The following is a 20935-nucleotide window of genomic DNA, read 5'->3' as shown; positions in this document are numbered from 1 at the left end:
CGTCTAACTAATAACGGGGGAACAACTCATGGCAGTAATGGACTTTGCTCGCTACAAAGAAATCAACGACCAAAGGATGAATTACCGTGAGATGGATGACGCGACTGTCGTCTCCTACTACCGCAACACAGGTTGCGGAGACGGATACCGCATTTATTTAAAGTTAGACGAAAACCAAGTTGTGGAAGACGCAAGTTACACCACAACAGGTTGTGGGTTTGGGATTGTTGCGCTTGCTATGGCAACTGAGTATGCCAAAGGAAAATCCCTTTCCGATTTAAAACACCTCACACCAGAAACTCTTGAAACTCTATTTGAGTTCCCTGAACGAAGGAAAAACTACCCTGAGTCCGCTGTTGCTGCTCTTAAAAAAGCAGTTGAAGATTATGAGTCAGGACAAGGTGTTCCCAAAGAAAACCGAATCACAAAATCGCAAACCATGGAACTCCTCCACAAACAAGGCCACCTAAAGGAAGCTAAGTTATCCAGTGTGATGTTAGAGAAAGAAAAGTTAGATGGTGTGGATTTTTCTGGTGCTGATCTTCACAATGCCTTTCTTCAAAATTCTAGTTTTGTGGGCGCCAACTTCCAAGGTGCCAATCTAAAGGCTTCTTTTTTTAACGGTGCCGATCTCAGGAATGCTAATTTCCGTGGTGCTGACTTACGTTTTGCAAAACTGGCTTCTGCCAAAATTGATGGTGCAGATTTTACCGATGCCATTTATGATATTGGAACTCGTGTGGATCACAGCCAAATGTACATCTTTGATGTCATGAAAAAAGCAGGTAAGGATCTCTATCTGAAAAAAGAGGATGGGGAATGAAGCCAGGCGATAAGGCAAAACTCACCAAACAAACATTTCTGCACAAAGGGATCTTTATTTTTACTGGTTCTACAGTGGAAATCAAAGAAATCCAATCCGAAAAAGCCATTGTTGTTTATAACGATAAAGAAGGATACCCGCACGATTTGGAGATGAATCTGACGGATTTGGCCCCGCTTTCCTAAAGCCGATTTTCTTGACACAAATCCAGAGAATCGTAACGTATTGTTAATCCAACTATGTTGATTCTAAGCCACCGTCAGGAAAATCACCTGCTTCTATCGATCCAAAGGGATGTCCTGATGGAAAACTCACGCGAGTTTTACCAAGAATTTGAGAAGGCAATCGATAGTCAGAATTTTGGAAAACTGACTATGGATTTCCACTCAGTAAAGTTTTTGGATTCGAGTGGGATCGGTGCGGTGATCAAAGCATCATCAGCGCTGCACAACCGCGGAGTTGAAATCTTTGTCACCAATTTGAATAAAAACCTAAACTCCGTTTTTCGCCTTTCTGGGCTCAATCATATTCTTTCTATTTTAACTTTAGATGAATACCTTTCTAAATTTCCAGAGTTTCAAAAAACTCTAGAGGCATAAGCGTAATGAAACTTTTCCAAATATTTTCCCTTATCATTTTATCAATCCTTTTGCACTCATGTGCCTCAGGTGTAAAGTCTCGTAACCTTCTATTCCGCAGTAATGAATTTGCAATTTATACAGTCAATCGAGACAAAATTAATTTAAAATCTGAATCTTCTGTTCCTAAAACCTTGGCTCATCCTTTAGAAATTTCTGAAGATAAAATTTTGGATTTACTGGGAAATATTAAATTCCGTGAAGAAAGTTCTTACGGAGATGTAAATCAGTACATCTTTGAAGAAAAAGAAATTAAAGAATTCGCCATGGATCTTGCAGATGGTTTACAAAAATTAAAATCAGACCAAATTCTACTCGTTATCTCTAAATACAATCCTGTGAAATCGGTGGTTTCTCATTATTCGCGAACTGGATTTTATATTTGGTCATCTGATACTGCCATTGAGATTTTATTTGGGGAACTTCAAAAAGAAATCACCTATGACGAACAAGGGAATTATTATGATTGGTCCAATATCCCTGATATTCCGTTTGAACACTTTCCAACATCGACATATGTATTACAAGGACAAGGTTTTTCTTTTAAAAAGGTCTCTGGATTTCGCAACAAACATTGGTTAGTTTTTGATAAGGCCGATTTGGCCAAATTAAAATTTGAAAAACGGAAAAAAACTACAATTCCGGAAGTAATCAACTCTGTGGATGCAGATCTTAAACCTGAAAAAAGAATTTCTCGTGATGAAGAAGATGGAATCATCAACGGAGATTAAAAAGAGTTTTTGATTTAGTCTTCTTTTCTGATGACGGTTCGTTCTGTTTGAATGCTTCCGTCAGTTCCCAAATAAAAATGTGTTTTCCCGACGAGCGAATTGATTCCCAAACGGTAGTTTTTTCCTGCGCCGAAACTTAAATCCACACCTGGAAACACTTCTCTTTCCACATCTACAAAGGCATCCGGATTTGGTTCATACGAACCAAGGGCTGTTTCAAACTGTTTGGATTCTGTTTCTAAAACCTTGGTAAACTTTTCATTCGCATCTTTGAGTTTGCCTATCGTTTCTTTTTCTTCTTTGTTCAGTTCTTTTTTTTGGCTTTTTTCAACAAGTTTTGTGAGTGCGAGTTGGACCTTGTGAAGAGTGATTTCTTTATCTGTGATTTCTTTTTTCATTCGGTTGAGTTCATCAAGTAACTCTGGAGGTGTTCCAATGGCAACTTTGGTTTTTGTTTCCACTACGGCACCGAGTTTGGAGCAGGTAAGGGAGTTTCCAGCAATGATTGTTCCACCCATCACTTCTCCTCTTCCTCCTAATACACGAATGAAATCTTTGGCAGATATTTCCGAATGCATCACTGCTTCTTCCACAAAGATACTTCCTTGGGCCGTGAGTTTTCCTTGTTCGACAAATTTAGCGTAGATATTTCCTTCGGATTCGATATAACCTTCCCCGCGTCCCATAAATCCGCCGGATAGAACAATGTCTCCTTTGGCTTTGAGAAAGGCTTTTCCTACGGAATTACGAATGATGATACTTCCATTTGTGGTAAGAGAAAACCCATCTCCAATTTTTTCTTCCACGATGATGGTTCCTGGAAAATCTATATTTCCAGTGGAATAATCGACAGCTTCCAGTTGGATCACTTCATCGACTTTGATTTCCCAAGCAGCAGATAAAACAGGTCGACCAGCGATTTTCGCGTACAGTTTGTCCTCTTTTAATTCGACGTTGGGACCAAGATGCCAATCCACTGATTTTTCTTCTTGGTAGGGTATGATGGTTCCATTTACGGTTTTTCCAAATTCGCCTTTTTTGGGGGGGATCCGTTCGGCAATCAGGTCACCAGGTTTTACTGATTGAATGACTCCAATATTTTTATAGTCAATTCGTCCATGTTCGTCTTCTTCTAACTGGGGTTTGTTGTCGGAACGGAAGTAAATTTTGATTTCTCCATCTTTGCCTGGTATTGGTGCGAAACCCTTGGCAATCGTATAAGGAACAAAAAAGTTTGGGTTTTTGATTTGGTTTTGGATGACAACATCGATGATCCCAACTGAAATTCCAACAGAAGCAATTTGTTCACGTAACTGGTATTCGGTGAGAAGTGCTCCTCCATGTTTAGGAGGATGAAGAACCATTTTGGCTTCCATATGATCTTCGGAGATGGTGATGTCAGCATAGGAACTGATGGGATCTCCCTTCGACCAAGTTCCAATTTCCACTGGTTTGTTTTCAGCTAATAAAACGATCTTTTTGATTTGTTCCTGGTTGTAACCTTCTACACCAAAAAGTTGAACCCTGGCCAAAACATCTTTATAATCAACTTTTTTGCCCTTGGCGCCGGGTTTGGTGATTTTTAATACGGCTTTGCCACCCGAGTTTTCGATTTGGAAATAACCATTTTCTGAGGCTTCTAAATCTTGAAGGATTCGATCAGTATAAGAGTCTGGGCCAGGCATTTAATTGTATTCTAATAAGTGTGAAACAACATCCTCTTCTCCATTCGTTTTTAATTCTAACTTTGGAGTCATGGAGTCGATTGTATCAATTAGAGTCAGCACTTCTTCAAATTGACAAGAAATTATTCGAGAATGGTCAATATATGCGGAGCGAAAGTATAAATCTAATGCATTTACCAAGTGGATGTATTCGCTAAAATCACCACGATCGGTATAAAGGATTGGGGTTTTGGCATAATAACATTCTGCTAGAATTCCATATCCTGGTTTGGTGCATACATAATCGACCGCTGCCACAAGGTCTGGATAATGGGAGACTTCGGGAACTAAAATTCCTTCCGTTTGGATTCCGGGAACTCCATAAGCCACGAGTTGAATGGACTTGGGTAAGTTTTCGGTTTGTAGTTTGGTTCCTTCTAGACCATAAGCCCCAAAAGATAAAAGGATGTAAGTAGTATCCTCTTTTAAACCAAACTTTTGTCTGGCTTGTAATTTTGAAAGATTTGGTTTTCTTCCCACAAGACCAATGTTAGACGATTCTAAGAAAGGTGGCATAGGACAAGAAAAAGGTAAAATAAGCGCTTCTGTAACAAATCCGTATTCTACTTGGAGTTGTTCGCTTTGAACACCAAAATACGAATCGTCTTTTGCGTAATTTTGATAAATAAAATCCCAGGTGAAGTTCCCGATAAACATACTGGGGATTCCTGTTTCCAGAGCAATGGTAATGGGAAATGAAGAACTATCGGTTAGGATTAATCCGATTTTGTTTTTTTTGCAGTATTCCGTTTCTTCTTTTAGGAGTTGTGTTTTCTTTTTTTCGAAATCGATGAGCTCTTCTTTTGTGGTTTGTAAATCTATAGAAAGTGAGTTCTTTTGCGAAACTCCCACATCCAGTTTTAAATTCCTTGTGGTAAGTTTTGGATCGGTAAAGTCTAAAAATGAAATTCTTGGACTGACCAAATGAATTTCTTCAATATACTCTTCCTTAAGCAGGCGTTTGATAATATTTCCAGAACGACTGATATGGCCAAACCCATGGCCTGAAATATAAAAATAAAGTTTCATTTGTTTCTTTGTCTTATGGATTCATACAATACGATTCCACAAGACATGGCCAAGTTTAATGAATCCGCTTCTCCGAGCATTGGCAAATGGAGTGTATCATCGGAAAGTTTTTTTGCATCATCACTTAGTCCATACTGTTCACTTCCAAAAAGAAAAACCGACTTTTCTTTCATATTGATGGAAGTATAAAGAGTTTTTCCTTCTGGTGTGACCGCATAACGTTTGTAACCTTTGGATTGAAACTGGGTAAGAACTTCTTTTAAATCACCAATATAAACGGGCAAAGTAAAAATAGTTCCGGTACTTGCACGTACCACATTTGGATTAAAAAGATCAATCCTTGGGTCTGTGACAATCACAAGGCCAACACCCGCACCTTCCGCGGTCCTGAGGATGGTCCCGAGGTTCCCCGGTTTTTCCACCCCTTCAATGATGAGAATGGGATTGGTTTCAATTTTTTTGATTTTTTCCCAAGGGACATGGGCATCGGGAGTTTCAGCAACAGCGATAAGGCCGTCAGGTCGATCTCTGTAAGAAATTTTTTCAAAAATTTTACGAGGAAGTTCAAAGATCGGACAATGGACGGACTGGATGAGGGTCTCTTCATTTTCTCCTAAAAAACATTCTGGGGAAATGAATAAACTTGTGATTTTTACCGGCAAACAAGGGATAGGTGAACTTGGATTACTCGTGATGGCTTTTTTGATTTCACGATACCCTTCGATGAAGAACTTTTTTTCATCATCCCGATTTCTTTTTTCTTTGAGTCCCGCAACCCATTTGACCTTGGGATTGGAAAAACTAGTAATGTATTGTCTTCTGTTTTGCATATGGCAGGATTCGAATCTTTAGATTTGCCTGGTTTATTTAGAGAAGAAAGTACAAAATCCAGCTGGGTATTTTTTTCCTGATTTTTCTGGAATGAATAATTCGGAGGTTTGGTAATTCCCTTTGGTTTTGATTCTGGAAGATAAAATTCTTTCTAAGGTTAAAGGACTAAAGCCTTGGCTATGGCAACTGAGGATCACAAATTCTGGTTTGGAATCGGAGAGTTCCATCAGAGCATCCATGAGTTCGCTTAAATTTTCTTCAATTTTCCAAACCTCTCCTTTGGACCCACGACCAAAACTTGGAGGGTCAAGGATCAGGCCTTGGTATTTTTTTCCCCGTTTGATTTCACGACGGATAAACTTCATCACATCGTCCACAATCCAACGCACAGGTTTCGAATCAAGTCCTGAGAGTTTTGCGTTTTCTCTTGCCCAGTCCACCATTCCTTTGGAGGCATCGACATGGCAAACACTCATACCCGCATCGAGACAAGCAAGTGTGGATCCTCCCGAATATGCAAATAAGTTTAAAACTTCGAGGCCTTGTTTCTTTTTACCAATCTCTCGGATGCGGTCCCAATTGGTTTCTTGTTCTGGGAAAAGGCCGATATGACCAAAAGGTGTGAGTTTGATTTTAAAGGTTAGATTTGAAAATTCGATGGTGAAACTTTCTGGAACTTTCTTTTGAAAGTTCCAATGCCCCGAACCCGAGTCATTTTTGATGTACTGGGCATGGAGGTCGTTCCAAATTCCAGGGTTTTCTTTTCCATAAGCAGAAGTAGGGGAAGAACGTAGGAGTTTGTAACCACCAACGATTTCTAATTTGGATAAGTCACCTGAGTCCAGGAGTTCGTAACTTTTTGTCATACCAATTCCAGGAAAATAAAGGTTAGGTCGTCGTCCCAGTCTTTTATTTCTGTTTTAGAAAATGACTCCAAGTCTTGGATGAGTTTTATTTTGAAAAGATGATTCGGTATTTCGCGGTTGGCTCTTAAAAATTCGAGAAGTCCTGCTTCTCCATACATAGTTCCGTCTGGATGAAAACATTCCAAAACCCCATCACTTAAGATGAGGATTCTGTCTTTGGGTTCCACTTGGTAAGTGATTTCTTCCATTTGGATTTCTGGAAAAACACCGATGATTTTTCCTTTGGGATGAACTTTTATAATTTCTCCATTGGCACGTTGCAGATAGGCACTGGGATGACCCGCCCGCCCAAACCGCCAAACTTTTGTAGAAGTATTGAGATACACATAGGATGCAGTTACATACTGCGGGTTACAGTTCCCGTATAACACGCGATTCATTCCTTCTAGAACTTGTTTGGGGGAAGAGATATTGTCTTTTTGAGTGGTAAAGGCAACCTTTCCCATTGCAGAGATAAGAGAAGCAGGGATTCCATGCCCCGAAACATCACAAAGAACAATCCCGAGTTCATAAGGATTAGGAGAAAAGTATTCATAAAAATCTCCTCCCACATCTTTCATTGGTTGGATGTAAATTTGTATTTGTAAATTCTTTACATCAGGAATTGTTTTTGGCAGGGACTGCATGAGAATGTCCCTAGAGATTTTTCTTTCTTTTCGAAGGCTTGTGACTTGGGCGAGAGCCAAATCTTTTTCTTGTCGGAGCAGTTGGATTCTATCTGCCAAAGCAAAAGCAAACAAAGTGATGTCAGCAAGGGAGGCGATGGGAAATAACATTTCTTCCAAAAATGCACTGGAGGGAAGTATTCCAAATTTGAGTAATCCATATACAATGCAGGTAAGGAGTAATAAAACGAAGGCAACAGCAAAATAATAAAAAGACCTAAGTCGTTTGGAAATTCCCCAAATTAAAACACCAAGTAAACTAACGCAAATTAGTAAAGAGAGCCATGTCACCCCGATGGATGCTTCTGAAATCCCACCAAACAATGCAACCATAGCATTGAGCAGTGAGAAAAATCCCAAAACTTGAAAACATCTGGCCATTTTGGGGATTCTAACTTTTAGTTTTAGAAAATTAGATGTGAAGAGAACAAAGAAAAAGAGACAGACACTAAAGAAAAAAGGAATTCCAATCCGTTTCCAAAAATAAGAATCCGGAACAAAAAAATAACTCCAGAATCCAAGTAAAGAAAGTTGCCCGAGTCCAAAGAACAATACGTAACCAATATAATAAAAATAATTTCGATCTCTTACAAAAAATGCAATGGCGAGATTGTATAAAATGATGATTCCTAAACTTCCAAAAAATAATCCATAAACCCACTGCGTGATATAATCTTCTCTTTGTAGATTCCTTTGGTTGGTAAAAATCAGAGAAAACTGCAAAGAAATATCTGAATGAATCGCAATGAGGATGGTTTCTTTTTCATGCCCTATTCGAAACACAAAATTTCTATGGGGGATTTCTCTTTGGAATACTGGTTGGATGTGACCTGATTTAGATACAATATATCGATTTCCATCATGTTTATGGAATAATTCCACCGAGTCTATGTTATGTGCATTGATGAGGAGCAGTGGATATTTAGAAGGATCCGGGAAATCTTTTGGATTGAGACGAAGCCAAAGAGTTCCTTTTAAAAAACCAAAATTGACAAAGTTATCTTCTATTTCTTTGAATTCACCAGTTCCTAATACAGATTCTACTGGTATGGAAGAATTTGGGTCAATCCAGTAAGAGAACTTTGTTGTGTGAATGAGTCTTTCGCCAATATCGTTTTGTGATTCTGAAAAAAGGGAATTGGTAAAAAAAAGAGTAAGGATTAAAAAAAAGAAAAAAATCGATTCGATGGATGGTTTTTTCAATTGTGAGTTATGGACAAGGGATTGACCCCTTGTCCTCTTTCAAATCGGCTTTAAGCCTGTTTTTTTGCTGCTTCGTAAGAAATTTCTTTTGGACCAGTGTAAATTTGGCGTGGTCGGCCAATCTTTAAACTTGGATCTTCTATCATCTCTTTCCACTGAGCAATCCAACCTGGAAGTCTACCCATAGCAAACATGACTGTAAACATATTGGTAGGAATTCCTAACGCACGGTAGATGATTCCAGAGTAGAAGTCTACGTTTGGATAGAGTTTTCTTTCTACAAAGTATGGATCATTGAGAGCCGCTTCTTCCAATTCTTTTGCAATGTCAAGGAGTGGGTCTTTGATACCTAGTTTGTTGAGAACTTTATCACAAGCTACTTTGATGATTTTGGCACGAGGGTCAAAGTTTTTATAAACACGGTGACCAAATCCATTCAATCGGAAACTGGAATTTTTGTCTTTGGCTTGTTCTACGATTTTTTTCACAGAAAGCCCGCTCTTTTTAATTCCTTCTAACATTTCCAAAACTTCTTGGTTAGCACCACCATGACGTGGTCCCCAAAGTGCAAGAATTCCTGCAGAAATCGCACCATATAGGTTTGCGAGGGAAGACCCCACCAAACGCACGGTAGACGTTGAACAGTTCTGTTCATGGTCTGCATGCAGAATGAGAAGTAAGTTTAGTGCAGAAACAATTTCTGGATCGATATGGTAATCTTCCGCAGGAACCGCAAACATCATGTTCATAAAATTGGATGCATAATCCAATTCATTGAGAGGATGGATGATCGGTTGGCCGATGGATTTTTTGTAAGCATATGCTGCAATGGTTGGAAACTTTGCAAGTAGTCGAATGATGGAGATTTCTCTATGTTCCTCATTCATTGGATCATAACTATCTTGGTAGTAAGTAGACAAACAACCCATCATACAAGACATGATTGCCATCGGGTGTCCATCTTTTGGAAATCCGTTGAACAGGCGCTTGAGATCCTCATGGATCATTGTATGGTTGGTGATGGAAGTATTCCACTCTTTGAGTTGTGCGTCGTTTGGAAGTTTGCCGTAAATGAGTAAATATGCTACTTCAGTAAACGTAGATTTAGCGGCCAAATCATCAATGGGAATTCCACGGTAACGCAAGATTCCTTGTTCTCCATCGAGAAAGGTAATCTCACTGGTGCAAGCACCTGTATTCAAATAACCGGAATCAATCGTAACATAACCTGACAATTGGCGGAGTTTAGTAATATCAATTGCCTTCTCGTCTTCGCTTCCCACTAAAATCGGAAGTTCGAACTCTTTCCCATCCACTTTCAGAATTGCCTTTTCGGACATATCTTCTCCTGTATATCTCTGTCTATTTCAAAGGATAGACAGGGGAAAGGGTGGGGAAAAGTCATTTTTTACAACTTGTGGTATTTTTTCATAATGTCATAGGCGTAGAAATTTGAAACCACGATGCGACAGTAATCTCTCGACTCTTTGTAAGGAAGGTCTTCCAAAAAATGGTTAAAATCACCGGTATAAACGGACTTCTTCCACTTCCGTAAATTGCCCGGACCTCCGTTGTAAGCGATTGATGCCCATTTCAATTCGTTGTCGTTGGATTTCAAAAGATAGGCTAAAAATTTTGTCCCCAAACGGATAGAGGTTTCTGGCTCATAGAGGGAGTAGGAAGTGATTCCCATACGTGAGGCGAGTTCCTTTCCTGTCGCCGGCATAATTTGCATGAGACCCCGTGCATTGGATCTTGAGGTCGCAGTTTCTTTAAAAAAGGATTCTTGTCGCATCAAAGCATATACCTTGTCTTCGGAGATATCATTTTCCTGGGCGTAACGAGAGACAATGTTTTGGTGTGGCCTTGGATACATGCGGACGGAAAGGGAAGTGGGGATTAAAATGGGGTCATCTGGGATCAAATGTCTTTTGAGAAGAGACCTCGTGTGAAATGCAGTATAATATGTGTTATATGTTAAGTCTCCAATCCCCACCAAAATTTCATCTTTTTCTTCTTCGGAAAGGTTCTCTCGTTTGACATGAAAATTAACGAGACTTAAACCCAAACTATCTTCTCCGACGCGGAAGTATTCTTTGGCAAGGTTCAAAAGTTTATGCCCTTGGATTCGTGAGCTCATTCCACCTAGTTTATTTCCTAATTCATAAGAATCTTTGGGGTAAACAAATCCTAAGTTTCTACCAAGGATGGCATACGATTCTTCGGGGATTCCTGCCGTATAAGATAGATATTCAAATAAATATTCTTTGTTGTAAGTTGGATTGTCCGGTTTGTTTCCTTCTTTGATGATGGATAAAAATTCTTCTCGGATCACTCGTGTATAATAAGATCCGGGGCAAAGCGCATAATAACGTTTCAGTTCTTTTTTTAACTTCTCCATCTCACCACTTTCTTTGAGGGATCGTAAGTACCAATACACAAGCCGGCCTTTGACGGGGAGATTCGGAATTTCAGCAAGGGCTCTTTCAAATTTTGCCAGTGGAGCAAAATTAGATTTTTCACCTTTGCGATCTACAAGATATTCAATGAGACGGTCCTGATAAAAAAGATTAAAAGGATATTTCCCTAAATATAAAACTAAATTTTCAAAATACAGTTCACGATCACCTAATCTGTCGTAAGTGGCTGCAAGCACTCTATAGTATCCTGCATCTTTTCCGGGAAATGTTTTTAAAAGTTCAATCGCATTTTGGAATTTATTTTGTTGGTATAAAATATCCGCTAAACTAACAATCCAAGAGGAATCCATGTCCACAAAGGTTTTGTTTGCACGTAAAACTCTAAAAAGTTCATTGATTTTTCCGGTTTTGGTTAAAACAGAAGTAATGTGTTTGAACCCTTCGTAATAAGCAAGTCTTGTGGAAAAGAGTTCTGGCCTTGTGCGAAACACGGCTTCTTTGTCATTATGGTTGATTGCTGGTAATAGAAGGGAGAATTCTGATGGAGCCAGTTGTAAAATACTTCCCGATCCTTTGTATTTGGACCAGTCCGCAGCAATCATCTGCACAGTAGAGTCAGAAAGTCCTTCTCTTTGTAGACAATTCAACCATTCTTCAACGGCTGCCTTTTCATCACCTAATATAAGTTTTGCTTTTCCATACCGATATTGTGTATCCCCTGTCAGAAGATATCGTTTGTGCGATTCTTGGATGGAATTAATTTTATCTAAAATTTCCTTCCATTGGTTATTAGCGGCAAGAAGACGGACGAGTTCATCCAGAAGCCTGCGGCAAATCGGATCTTCTTCCATATTCAATCGATTCAAAAATTGGATTCTTTCGACAGGTGTGAGATAATTTCTTTGTGTGATTTCTGTGTACAACTTCCAGTAACTAAGTTTAAAAAGGGTGGTTTGGAAGGGCATCGTTTGTGTCAGGATTTTTCTGACTTCTTCTTCCGAAGATTCTGTGACAAAAACGCCGCGCACAAGAGAAATCAAATACCGAAACCGTTTCTCCTTGTCTCCGTTAGGTGCTTTTTCATGGAATTCAATTAAACTATAAACTTCACTTTCACGGGATGGGTTTGTATTTCGAAAGTGACTTTCGATTTGCCCCCACTGATGAGATTTGATTAAATATTGAAGGTCAGTGTCCGCAAATAGGGATGTTGTGAAAAAGAGAAGAATTCTACTTGCTAACCAAAAATGCCTCATGCATACTTCCTATGATTACGAATTTAGAGAGGGAAGGTTCCTCTCCTTATGAGCTTACAAACAGAATACAAACTGCAATGGCCGGAATACCGGATTGAATTCCATCCTGGGCCTCCGATTCCAAAAAAGGCCAACCTGAATGAACTTTGGCCAGTCCTTCGTGCCTTTTTTTCGGGCAATCAGTCTCGTTTTGCAAACTATCTCTTCTATTTATCGACCGATTTTTCTGGGGGGTTCAGCCTTTGTTCCGTTCTGGGAGAAAATGAGCTCACCTTTCGCTTCCGGGACCCGCAACTTGTCTCTCCCTCTGCTTTTCCTAAAGAAACTTTGGAACAAATCTGGGAACTTTGCCAAAAACGTGAGTTTGAAGAAATGGAAAGGGAGGACTGGGAGCTGATTGGATTTGGGTTTTTGTATTTGGGAAATGTCCTCGAGTTTCGCAATTGGGTTTTGAAAACCAAACATTTTTTTGGCCAATCGGATAACAATCGTAGGTTTCTGCATTTACTTGGTTGGGAAAGTTCTGAGTTCCCGTATGAAAACTCCATTTTACATATGTTAGTCGAGTATGAAAAAGGAAATAGAGATTCTATCAATTTTAAAACACTTACCGATGCAGTTGTATTTGATTCCCATTGGCAAATTTCAGGAGTTCTGTTTCATGCGATCGAAACAGGATGGTTTACCGGAGAAGAAACATTCCGGTTTTGGAAATTTCTCATAGGATTTTATGCAGAATGGGAAGACTGGGAACAACAAAAATTCCGTTCTGTTTCACTTGGAAAAATTCCTGCCTTTCCTGCTTTGCGTTACGCCAAACGATATTTTCCAGAAAACACTTTTGTTTTATACAGGCAGGATCTGGAAACAATTCTTCGAGGTGATTGGACCTACGGAGATGGATTCGGTTATGAACTCACACACCAAATGGATCCCTTTGTGGAAACAGTCGTAAGGTTTCGTAACGAAAAAGAAAAGTTCGAGGAAGAATTAAAAAATGAATTATGGAAAAGACCTTATTCATACTTTATCAATTTACAGTTGGCTTTTATTAGTTTTGTAAAAAAAGAAAACCAAAGTTTTTTGGAATATTATAAAAAAGCCGGAAGACTTAAATATTTACCTATGGCTCTCAATTTGTATTGGAGGGTTTTGAAAGTCAATGGGGAAGAGGTGCTTTCGAAATCCATTGAACGAACGTTAGTGGCATCTGGCGAATCAACAAACATTCCGGAAGGTTGGGAATAAAATGCCTCTTTCACAAGAACAGATTATGGAACTCTCCAAATTGCAGAAAATGCTAAGAAATTTGGAGAAAATTGAAAGAAACGCAAAAAATGATCTGCAAAAGGAACGAGTTGCCTTTGACATTGAACGTTATAGACGGCGTATGCAAGAAGTTTCTCCTGAAGGTATTCCAGATAACTTAGAGCAGACGATGAGAAATGCAAAAACCAGAGAGGAAAACCCGGAAAACCTCAAACACAAAGTCATTTCTCAGTATCCTGTAATGAAAATCACCCCCAATTCAAATGATAGCGAAATCAATCAGATTGGAACACTTGTGAATATTATGGATTTGGAATACATCCCAATCCTTGGAGATGGTCATATTAAATTTGATTATTCCCATGCCACAGAAAGGGATTCTGTTCTCAAATATATGGAGAACTTACGTAGGAACATGAAAATCCTTGTGGAAACGGTAGAAGAATATGCTGCTGCCGACAAACAAGAGTTTCGTGAACAGCTTTCTCGGATGAAAAACAAACAATCCCGAATTTTTATTGCTGAGTCTTTTGAAACTTTGGGTAAATTTCGAGATTTCCTCACCGCCGTGAATAAAGACATCAAAGATGGGGTAAATGTAATTATGAACATGGAAGAACCGATCAAATTCAATCCAAGGTTTGAAAAGGCCACGGTTTTGGAAGGTCGTTCCATCATGGAAGGGCTTCGCGAATTTCAAGAATTTGCGGAAGAAGCATGTGATTTGATTCGACTCCCGTCCTTTCGAGGGTAAAAAAACCTTTTCATTCCCGGGGGGAACAAGGACACTGTGAAAAATCACATTCACGGACTCGTAACAGCATGGCATTAGTCAAAAATCAGACCGAAGTTACCAATTCAACGATTGGTGAGAATTCTTACTTCAACGGTAAATTCTTCATCAATGGTTCCTTAAAAATTGACGGTAAATTCGAGGGAAAATCCCTCCAAGCCGAACACCTCTACATTGGTGTTACCGGAAAGGTCAAAACCAACATCACTGCTGCCAGTGTCATCGTAGAGGGAATTGTTGTTGGAAACGTCACTGCTAGAAACCGTGTGATGCTCCTTCCTACCTCCAAAATTCTCGGAGATATCAAAACTCCTGAGCTGATCATCCAAAACGGGGTGATTTTGGAAGGACGTTGTATGATTTCCAACGACCTCAAACACAGTGCCAAAGACCTAATTGAATTGGAATACTCAAAAGATTCCTTAAGTGTAGAGAAGATTTTTGGGAAACAACCAAACGCAAAAGAATAATTGAAAACCATTCTGATTTCGGAAGGCGATCCGACCAGTATCAACTATGAACTTCTGGTTTCCGCCTTCCCTCTGTTGCAATCCTTAGGGAAACACCACCGCATCTATCTGGTGCGTGGACCTCACAACATCCATGTTCCCTCTCTCCCCAACCTCTCCAAACCCAGTGTGGAACCAGGGTTTTATTCCCTTTCTTGGTTTGGTTCTCAAAAATCTCGTTCTTTTGTTCTCGGAAAACCTTCCAAAACATCCGGCCAGATGGCCTATGATTCTTTGTTAGCTGCAATGGATGTACAAAAAGAACTCGGAGCTGACCTCATCACTTTGCCTCTTTCCAAAGAGTGGGTTCAGAAAGCGGGGATCAAAGGATTTCGGGGGCATACAGAAACTCTGGCCGAGTATTATAAACGACCTACCTTTATGATGATGAGTGGGGAAAAACTCAATGTCATTCCCTTAACCACCCATGTCCCATTGAAAGATGTGGTAAAAGAATTAAAAAAGTTTTCTTGGAAGGAATTAGCCAAAGCTCTCTCCCGTTCACAGTTTTTAAAAAATCCAAAGATTGCCTATTTGGGCCTTAACCCCCATGCCGGTGAAGGGGGAAAAATTGGGGATGAGGAATCGACCTTACTTGGCGTAGGTGCCAAAGTACTCCGAAAAGCAAAGTTCTCCGTCGAGGGACCACTTTCCGCCGATTCCGCCTTTTTACCAGGTGCTAAGCCGTACGATTTGTATTTGGCAGGTTACCACGACCAAGGACTCATTCCATTTAAATTGCTTGAAGGGAAAAAGGGAGTCAACATAACCTTAGGACTGGATTTTATCCGTGTGTCCCCTGACCACGGAACGGCCTTTGACATTGCAGGTAAGGGTTTAAGTGATCCCACAGGACTCATCTCCTGTTTAGAACGACTCACGGAGAATACAAAAACAAAGCCATGACACTATTGGAAGTCCTTGCCTTTCCGGTTCTTTTTATTTGGTTTGTGGGTCTCCTTCTCACTCTGTTCCGGAGAGATTTGGAATCCCATTGGAAGTTTTTTTTCTTCCTCGTGTTTTGTTTTTATTTGGTCCAATTTTTTCCTGAATTTTGGGAAGGGGTGGCTCGTTGGAAGGAAAACCCGAAAGCGGAGGTCCTCATTTGGATTTCGGCCATGGGAAATTCTATCTATGTATTTTTATTCTTTTTATGGCCCCTTGTTCTCATTCGCATTTATTATTCCGCATCCAATAATTTAAGTAAAACCTTGATCCCCGCACTTGCCTATGGGACGGTTCTGTATTGGGCTTTATTTTTTCTTTGGACTATGTATTCCAAAGAGTTCAATGGTTGGCTTCATCAAGTTTTCACAATAAGTAAATAAAAAGGGCATAAAAATGGCAGTTCCATTTATAGATATCAAACGATTTGAACCAGGATTTTTAGACACCTGGAATGAAAAAGTAAAGTCCATGTCAGTAAACGCACAGTTTATCGGTGGAAACGAAGTGACCGATTTGGAAACAAATCTTGCAACTTGGGCAGAGACAAAGTATGCCATTGGTTGTGCCAATGGAACTGATGCTTTACAATTGGCACTGCGTGCTGTGGGAGTAGGTCGTGGCGACAAAGTGTTGTTACCCGACTCTACTTTCTGGGCGACCTTTGAAGCTGTGGTGAATGTGGGTGGTGATCCTTATACAGTGGATACCAATCCTATTGACTTACAAATGGACTTCCAAGTATTTAAGGAAGCTGTCGAAAAGGTAAAACCAAAAGCGGCTCTTGTGGTTCATTTATACGGCTGGGGAACTGCAAATATTGAAGACCTTCGAAAGTTCTGCAAAGAGAAAAACGTGGCTCTCATTGAAGACGGAGCACAATGTTTTGGCGTCAGACACAATGGAAAGTCCTTATACAAAGACGCTCTCATTTCCACAACATCCTTTTATCCTGCAAAGGTGTTAGGTGCTGCCGGTGATGGTGGTGCGGTATTTACAAACGATGAAGAATTATCTATCGTCACACGCAGGCTTGTCAACCACGGACGCACTTCGCATTACGAACATGGACTTGTGGGTTGGAACTCAAGACTTGATTCCTTACAAGCTGCTTTTTTAAACTTATCTTTAAAACATTTACAAGCAAGAATTGATTCTCGTAAAAAATCACAAAACATATACTACAAAGAATTACCAGGTCTTGGGATTGGTGTCATTAAGGCCCCTAAAGATTACGAGGAAAATGGATACTGTAACGTGACTTTGGTGGACCCTGAAGTTCGTCCCAAAATCGAAGCTGTTCTCAAAGACAAAGGGATTGGATTTGGAAATATTTATCCAGGTGCCATGTCTGACCAACCAGGCGCCAAACCATACCTCGTCGAAAGATTTGGTAAGGATGGAAATGCTCGTAGGATTTCTAAATCCGTTCTTAACTTTCCACTTTTTGCTTATATGACAGATTCTGAATTGGATGAAGTGTTTAGTGCGATAAAGGCCTATAACGCGACCAAATAATGGAAAAGTTTAGAGTCGGAGTTTTTCTATTTTTCCTACTCATCCTTGCGGTGTTAACTTTTAGTTTATCTAAAAGTTGGCGCCTCTATGATGATGGGTATGAAGTGACAGTAGAAACTCCCGAGTCTAAGGAAAAAGACAATAAAGATAATACTCCTGAACCCTCTGATAGTTTAGATTTAGAAGACGGGAACGGGAAGATTTATTGGAAACAATACTTCATTTACCCACATGGACTTGTGACAGAATCTGGTGGGTTTGGTCCCGATGGGATTTTATCACACGCTAGAAATTTATACTCCATCAACTTAAAAGATGGGAAAGTCCAAAAACTTTTTCCTCATGATGTTTACATTTGGGATTTTTTTGTGGGAGACTTTGCCAAAAAAACGGTTTCAAACACAATCGATGATCCCAAAGAAGATGTTCTTTCTTTGGAGAAAAAAATCATCATCCTTGCTGTCACAGAAGATAGTAATTTGGATGGGGTTTTGAATTATAAGGATCATAAATTGGTTTATCTTTTTGATCCAGAGACCAGTGGTTTGCAAACGGTCCTTCCAGATGGATTTCATTTCCGAAAACTCGTATACAATTCGGCAAAGAACCACCTTACTTTAGTTTTAGGAAAGAATCCAGAAAAACAGATCAATAAAAGAAGAAAACTCCCGGAACCTGAGATCAAACTTCATATTTTTGATTATGATGCGAGTTCTTCCAAAGGAATCTTAAGTGGATCCTTGGAAGCATTGGTCACACCAACAAATCCCAATCCATAAAATAAAAAAGCCTTGAGATTTCTCCCAAGGCCATTGTGACTCAATCATCGATTGTTGTTAGATGTTTGTCTTTTTTTAGTTTTTAAGACAAAGCATCCTTTACTAAATCTTCTTGTTCTTTTAAGTGAGTGACCACGTGACCACAAGCAGGGCTTGGGAACTCGGATCGACCTGCGTAATGCAAACGTTTGTTTTCTGGCATTACGGCTTCAATCCGATCCCGAACAAAGAACCAAGCACCTTGGTTTTTCGGTTCTTCCTGTACCCATACAAATTTTTTCAGTTTTCCGTAACTGGTGATCATTTGTTTGATATGGTTCTCTGGAAACGGGTAAAGTTGTTCAATCCGAACCACTGCCACGTTTTCCAATTTTTGGGCATCAATGGCTTTGCGTAAGTCATAGTAAACCTTTCCAGAACAGAAAAGTAACTTCTCTACTTTTTCCGGTTTTGCCACTGGATCTGGAAGGATCTTTCTGAACGCTCCTGTTGTGATGTCTTCCAAACTAGAGGCAGCATCTTTCAGACGAAGCAGTGACTTCGGTGTCATGATGATGAGTGGCTTTCTAAAACTTTGGAGGATCTGACGACGTAGGATATGGAAATACTGAGCCGGTGTGGTTAGGTTTGCCACTTGGATATTATCAAGAGCACAAAGTTGTAAGAACCTTTCGAGCCTTGCCGAAGAGTGTTCTGGACCTTGGCCTTCATACCCGTGTGGCAGTAAACAAACAAGACCCGACATCCTTTGCCATTTGATTTCGGAGCTCGAAATGAATTGGTCAAAGATTACCTGTGCGTTGTTTGCAAAGTCTCCAAACTGCGCTTCCCACATCACAAGGCTATTCGGATCCGCAAGGGAATACCCATATTCAAATCCAAGGCAGGAATATTCAGAAAGAGAAGAGTTTACTATTTCTATCTTTGCTTGTTTGTCGCTGATATGGTTAAGGAGAGTGAGTTTTTTCCCATTTACGATGTCTGACAGAGTGGCATGTCTGTGAGAGAATGTTCCTCTCTGTGCATCTTGTCCACCTAGTCGAATCGGAAATCCGTTTTCCAAAATGGAACCAAAGGAAAGTGATTCTGCAAATCCCCAATCAATTGGCAATTCCCCAGCTCCCATTTTTTTACGGTCTTCCAAAACTTTAATGTGTTTTGGATTGGCTGTATAACCTTCGGGAAGTGTTGTGACTGCTTTGACAATTCCACCTAATTGTTGTTGGAGGAGTTGGGTATGAACATCGGAATCCAAAGGTTCTTTTGTGTATCTAGACCAAACCCCACCCAGTGTATCTACAGTGATGCGAGTGTCTTTTTCTTTTGCTTGTTGGAAAGAATCTTCGAGACCTTGGGCAATTCCATCTTTAATAAACTGGATTTCCTCTTGAGTGATGTCCCCACGTTGCAATAATTTCTCTTCATAAATTTTGATGGTTTTGGGATGTTTTTTGATGATGTCATACATCTGAGGTTGAGTGAAAGTTGGTTCGTCAGTTTCGTTATGTCCAAGCCTTCTGTAGCAGATTAAATCGATGATCACATCTTTTTTGAATTTTTGACGGTATTCTAACGCAAGTTTTGTGACTCGGTAAGTGGCTTCCGGGTCATCTCCATTCACATGGAAAATAGGAACTTGGAATCCTTTGGCAAGGTCAGTGGCATACAAAGTAGATCTAGATTCGCTAGGGAGAGTGGTAAATCCAATTTGGTTATTGATCACAATATGGAAAGTTCCCCCAACTGTATAACCATCTAGGTTCATCATGTTGAGAGTTTCTGCTACCACTCCTTGTCCAGCAAAGGCAGCATCCCCGTGGATGGCGACTGGCATAAATTTAGATCGGTCTATATCTTTTGCCATTTCTTGGCGAGCACGGACCGATCCAAAAATCACTGGGTCTACGGCCTCTAAGTGAGAAGGGTTGAAGGCAAGAGAGAGTTTGACTTCTTTTCCATAATGGGTCATGACATTGTTCGAATACCCAAGATGGTATTTTACGTCTGCATAACCGAGTTGGCCTGGGTTTAGTTTTTCTTCGAACTCAGCAAAGATAAGACCTGCTGGTTTTCGGATGATGTTCACAAGAACATTCAAACGTCCCCTATGTGCCATACCAATCACAAGGGCATCCATTTTATGACCACCGGCTTCTTCCACTAGGGTATCAAGCATCGGGATCATAGTTTCCCCACCTTCGAGAGAAAAACGTTTTTTCCCTACGAATTTTTTGGCGAGGAAGTTTTCAAAACTATCGGCTTGGTAAAGTTTTTCAAACAAACGTAAGGCGGTCTTTTTGTTAATGGGTTCGCTGTTGGCGAGTGGTTCCATTCGGTTTTGTAACCACTCACGTTCCTCATCATTGACGAGGTAGTAGTGTTCACAACCAATCGAACCACAGTAGGTTTTTTCAAACCAATCGATCACATCTTTTAGTTTGGCTTTTCCAAGGTTGGCAATTCCAGAATCTACTTCTGTGTCTAAGTCACTTTGTTTTAAGGCTTTGACTTTCAGGTCAATGAATTCGCGGTTGGGTTTGTTGATTCCCAGTGGGTCTAGGTTTGCAGCTAAGTGCCCCTGTCTTCTATAGGCATTGAGCAGGTTGATGATCCCGAAGTCGCTGAGTGAAGAATCTTTTCTGTGTTCGGTGGATGCATAGTTCACATATCCATTTCCACCAAATCCATTTCCATTGGATCCGTTGCCGGAAACGGATGATCTTTCTAGTTCTCCAAAAAAGTCGATCCAGTCTTTTGATAAACTCTGCGGATCTTCTTTGAATTGTTTGTAATACTCTTCCAATAATACGACGTTATCGCCGTATAAACTCATCATCTGGTCGGTTGTCATATACTCTCCCTAAAACAACAAAACA

General features: G+C 40.0%; 19 protein-coding genes. 11 read left to right on the top strand and 8 right to left on the bottom strand.

From position 1 onward, the window contains the following. Positions 1 to 28: 28 nt before the first annotated feature. The 4 genes from EHQ47_RS18700 to EHQ47_RS18685 all read left to right on the top strand — a co-directional run bounded on the left by EHQ47_RS18700 (position 29) and on the right by EHQ47_RS18685 (position 2192). Positions 29 to 823: a pentapeptide repeat-containing protein gene (locus EHQ47_RS18700; RefSeq protein ID WP_135748243.1), complete on the top strand. Its 795-nt coding sequence runs from the start codon at positions 29 to 31 to the stop codon at positions 821 to 823. After that, positions 820 to 1008 carry a hypothetical protein gene (locus EHQ47_RS18695; protein ID WP_135692599.1) on the top strand — a complete coding sequence of 63 codons (189 nt, stop codon included), beginning with the start codon at positions 820 to 822 and terminating at the stop codon, positions 1006 to 1008. Before EHQ47_RS18700 ends, EHQ47_RS18695 begins: the two co-directional genes overlap by 4 nt. A gap of 117 nt (positions 1009 to 1125) precedes the next feature. After that, a complete protein-coding gene (locus EHQ47_RS18690; RefSeq protein WP_004785957.1) occupies positions 1126 to 1422 on the top strand; it encodes an STAS domain-containing protein in 297 nt (98 codons plus the stop codon). A 5-nt stretch (positions 1423 to 1427) separates the two neighbouring features. Then, entirely contained in the window at positions 1428 to 2192 is a 765-nt protein-coding gene (locus EHQ47_RS18685; RefSeq protein WP_135748244.1) for an LA_1326/LA_4305 family lipoprotein, read from the top strand. A gap of 14 nt (positions 2193 to 2206) precedes the next feature. Here EHQ47_RS18685 and EHQ47_RS18680 read toward each other — a convergent pair whose 3' ends face one another. From EHQ47_RS18680 to EHQ47_RS18650, 7 genes are all read right to left on the bottom strand, one after another. Next, a complete protein-coding gene (locus EHQ47_RS18680) occupies positions 2207 to 3877 on the bottom strand; it encodes a DUF342 domain-containing protein (protein ID WP_135777816.1) in 1671 nt (556 codons plus the stop codon). Continuing rightward, complete coding sequence (locus tag EHQ47_RS18675) at positions 3878 to 4945, bottom strand: glycosyl transferase (RefSeq protein ID WP_135748246.1); 1068 nt, start codon at positions 4943 to 4945, stop codon at positions 3878 to 3880. Continuing rightward, positions 4942 to 5775, bottom strand: coding sequence for a TrmH family RNA methyltransferase (locus EHQ47_RS18670; RefSeq protein WP_135777814.1), 834 nt, complete (start codon positions 5773 to 5775; stop codon positions 4942 to 4944). The genes EHQ47_RS18675 and EHQ47_RS18670 overlap by 4 nt, the downstream gene beginning before the upstream one ends. Positions 5776 to 5808: 33 nt before the next feature. Further along, positions 5809 to 6642, bottom strand: coding sequence for a class I SAM-dependent methyltransferase (locus EHQ47_RS18665; protein ID WP_135748248.1), 834 nt, complete (start codon positions 6640 to 6642; stop codon positions 5809 to 5811). Further along, positions 6639 to 8570, bottom strand: a complete 1932-nt coding sequence (locus EHQ47_RS18660) for a SpoIIE family protein phosphatase (RefSeq protein WP_135777813.1) — start codon at positions 8568 to 8570, stop codon at positions 6639 to 6641. Before EHQ47_RS18660 ends, EHQ47_RS18665 begins: the two co-directional genes overlap by 4 nt. Positions 8571 to 8620: 50 nt before the next feature. Beyond that, positions 8621 to 9910, bottom strand: coding sequence for a citrate synthase (locus EHQ47_RS18655; RefSeq protein WP_004786311.1), 1290 nt, complete (start codon positions 9908 to 9910; stop codon positions 8621 to 8623). Positions 9911 to 9978: 68 nt separating this feature from the next. Next, positions 9979 to 12246, bottom strand: coding sequence for a lytic transglycosylase domain-containing protein (locus tag EHQ47_RS18650; protein ID WP_135777811.1), 2268 nt, complete (start codon positions 12244 to 12246; stop codon positions 9979 to 9981). Positions 12247 to 12294: 48 nt separating this feature from the next. On the opposite strand from EHQ47_RS18650, the gene EHQ47_RS18645 reads away from it, so the two are divergent. The 7 genes from EHQ47_RS18645 (at position 12295) to EHQ47_RS18615 (ending at position 18059) form a co-directional block, all read left to right on the top strand. Then, complete coding sequence (locus EHQ47_RS18645; RefSeq protein WP_135777810.1) at positions 12295 to 13494, top strand: LBF_1011 family protein; 1200 nt, start codon at positions 12295 to 12297, stop codon at positions 13492 to 13494. A gap of 1 nt (position 13495) precedes the next feature. Further along, a complete protein-coding gene (locus tag EHQ47_RS18640) occupies positions 13496 to 14269 on the top strand; it encodes a hypothetical protein (protein ID WP_004785268.1) in 774 nt (257 codons plus the stop codon). Positions 14270 to 14337: 68 nt separating this feature from the next. Beyond that, complete coding sequence (locus EHQ47_RS18635; protein WP_002973191.1) at positions 14338 to 14778, top strand: bactofilin family protein; 441 nt, start codon at positions 14338 to 14340, stop codon at positions 14776 to 14778. Beyond that, the gene (locus EHQ47_RS18630) at positions 14779 to 15723 is read left to right on the top strand and encodes a PdxA family dehydrogenase (RefSeq protein WP_135777808.1); all 945 of its coding nucleotides are present in this window, start codon (positions 14779 to 14781) and stop codon (positions 15721 to 15723) included. Continuing rightward, positions 15720 to 16145, top strand: a complete 426-nt coding sequence (locus EHQ47_RS18625; RefSeq protein WP_135692619.1) for a hypothetical protein — start codon at positions 15720 to 15722, stop codon at positions 16143 to 16145. Before EHQ47_RS18630 ends, EHQ47_RS18625 begins: the two co-directional genes overlap by 4 nt. A gap of 13 nt (positions 16146 to 16158) precedes the next feature. Then, positions 16159 to 17280 carry a DegT/DnrJ/EryC1/StrS aminotransferase family protein gene (locus EHQ47_RS18620; RefSeq protein ID WP_135777806.1) on the top strand — a complete coding sequence of 374 codons (1122 nt, stop codon included), beginning with the start codon at positions 16159 to 16161 and terminating at the stop codon, positions 17278 to 17280. Next, on the top strand, positions 17280 to 18059 hold the full coding sequence (locus tag EHQ47_RS18615) for a hypothetical protein (RefSeq protein ID WP_208727467.1): 780 nt from the start codon (positions 17280 to 17282) through the stop codon (positions 18057 to 18059). Before EHQ47_RS18620 ends, EHQ47_RS18615 begins: the two co-directional genes overlap by 1 nt. An 82-nt stretch (positions 18060 to 18141) precedes the next feature. Here the strand turns inward: EHQ47_RS18615 and EHQ47_RS18610 are convergent, their stop codons facing one another. Beyond that, entirely contained in the window at positions 18142 to 20910 is a 2769-nt protein-coding gene (locus EHQ47_RS18610; protein WP_135777805.1) for a 2-oxoglutarate dehydrogenase E1 component, read from the bottom strand. Positions 20911 to 20935: the final 25 nt, after the last annotated feature.

The sequence above is a fragment of the Leptospira bourretii genome (assembly GCF_004770145.1).
In the GTDB taxonomy this organism is placed as follows: domain Bacteria; phylum Spirochaetota; class Leptospiria; order Leptospirales; family Leptospiraceae; genus Leptospira_A; species Leptospira_A bourretii.
Note: the sequence above shows the minus strand (reverse complement) of the source record. Positions and strands in the feature narration are given on the sequence as shown.

What these genes read in the sequence shown, in the direction of transcription:
- EHQ47_RS18700 (WP_135748243.1), top strand. Translation starts at nt 29, where the DNA reads ATGGCAGTAATGGACTTTGCTCGCTACAAAGAAATCAACGACCAAAGG.
- EHQ47_RS18695 (WP_135692599.1), top strand. Translation starts at nt 820, where the DNA reads ATGAAGCCAGGCGATAAGGCAAAACTCACCAAACAAACATTTCTGCAC.
- EHQ47_RS18690 (WP_004785957.1), top strand. Translation starts at nt 1,126, where the DNA reads ATGGAAAACTCACGCGAGTTTTACCAAGAATTTGAGAAGGCAATCGAT.
- EHQ47_RS18685 (WP_135748244.1), top strand. Translation starts at nt 1,428, where the DNA reads ATGAAACTTTTCCAAATATTTTCCCTTATCATTTTATCAATCCTTTTG.
- EHQ47_RS18680 (WP_135777816.1), bottom strand. Translation starts at nt 3,877, where the DNA reads ATGCCTGGCCCAGACTCTTATACTGATCGAATCCTTCAAGATTTAGAA.
- EHQ47_RS18675 (WP_135748246.1), bottom strand. Translation starts at nt 4,945, where the DNA reads ATGAAACTTTATTTTTATATTTCAGGCCATGGGTTTGGCCATATCAGT.
- EHQ47_RS18670 (WP_135777814.1), bottom strand. Translation starts at nt 5,775, where the DNA reads ATGCAAAACAGAAGACAATACATTACTAGTTTTTCCAATCCCAAGGTC.
- EHQ47_RS18665 (WP_135748248.1), bottom strand. Translation starts at nt 6,642, where the DNA reads ATGACAAAAAGTTACGAACTCCTGGACTCAGGTGACTTATCCAAATTA.
- EHQ47_RS18655 (WP_004786311.1), bottom strand. Translation starts at nt 9,910, where the DNA reads ATGTCCGAAAAGGCAATTCTGAAAGTGGATGGGAAAGAGTTCGAACTT.
- EHQ47_RS18650 (WP_135777811.1), bottom strand. Translation starts at nt 12,246, where the DNA reads ATGAGGCATTTTTGGTTAGCAAGTAGAATTCTTCTCTTTTTCACAACA.
- EHQ47_RS18645 (WP_135777810.1), top strand. Translation starts at nt 12,295, where the DNA reads ATGAGCTTACAAACAGAATACAAACTGCAATGGCCGGAATACCGGATT.
- EHQ47_RS18640 (WP_004785268.1), top strand. Translation starts at nt 13,496, where the DNA reads ATGCCTCTTTCACAAGAACAGATTATGGAACTCTCCAAATTGCAGAAA.
- EHQ47_RS18635 (WP_002973191.1), top strand. Translation starts at nt 14,338, where the DNA reads ATGGCATTAGTCAAAAATCAGACCGAAGTTACCAATTCAACGATTGGT.
- EHQ47_RS18625 (WP_135692619.1), top strand. Translation starts at nt 15,720, where the DNA reads ATGACACTATTGGAAGTCCTTGCCTTTCCGGTTCTTTTTATTTGGTTT.
- EHQ47_RS18620 (WP_135777806.1), top strand. Translation starts at nt 16,159, where the DNA reads ATGGCAGTTCCATTTATAGATATCAAACGATTTGAACCAGGATTTTTA.
- EHQ47_RS18615 (WP_208727467.1), top strand. Translation starts at nt 17,280, where the DNA reads ATGGAAAAGTTTAGAGTCGGAGTTTTTCTATTTTTCCTACTCATCCTT.
- EHQ47_RS18610 (WP_135777805.1), bottom strand. Translation starts at nt 20,910, where the DNA reads ATGACAACCGACCAGATGATGAGTTTATACGGCGATAACGTCGTATTA.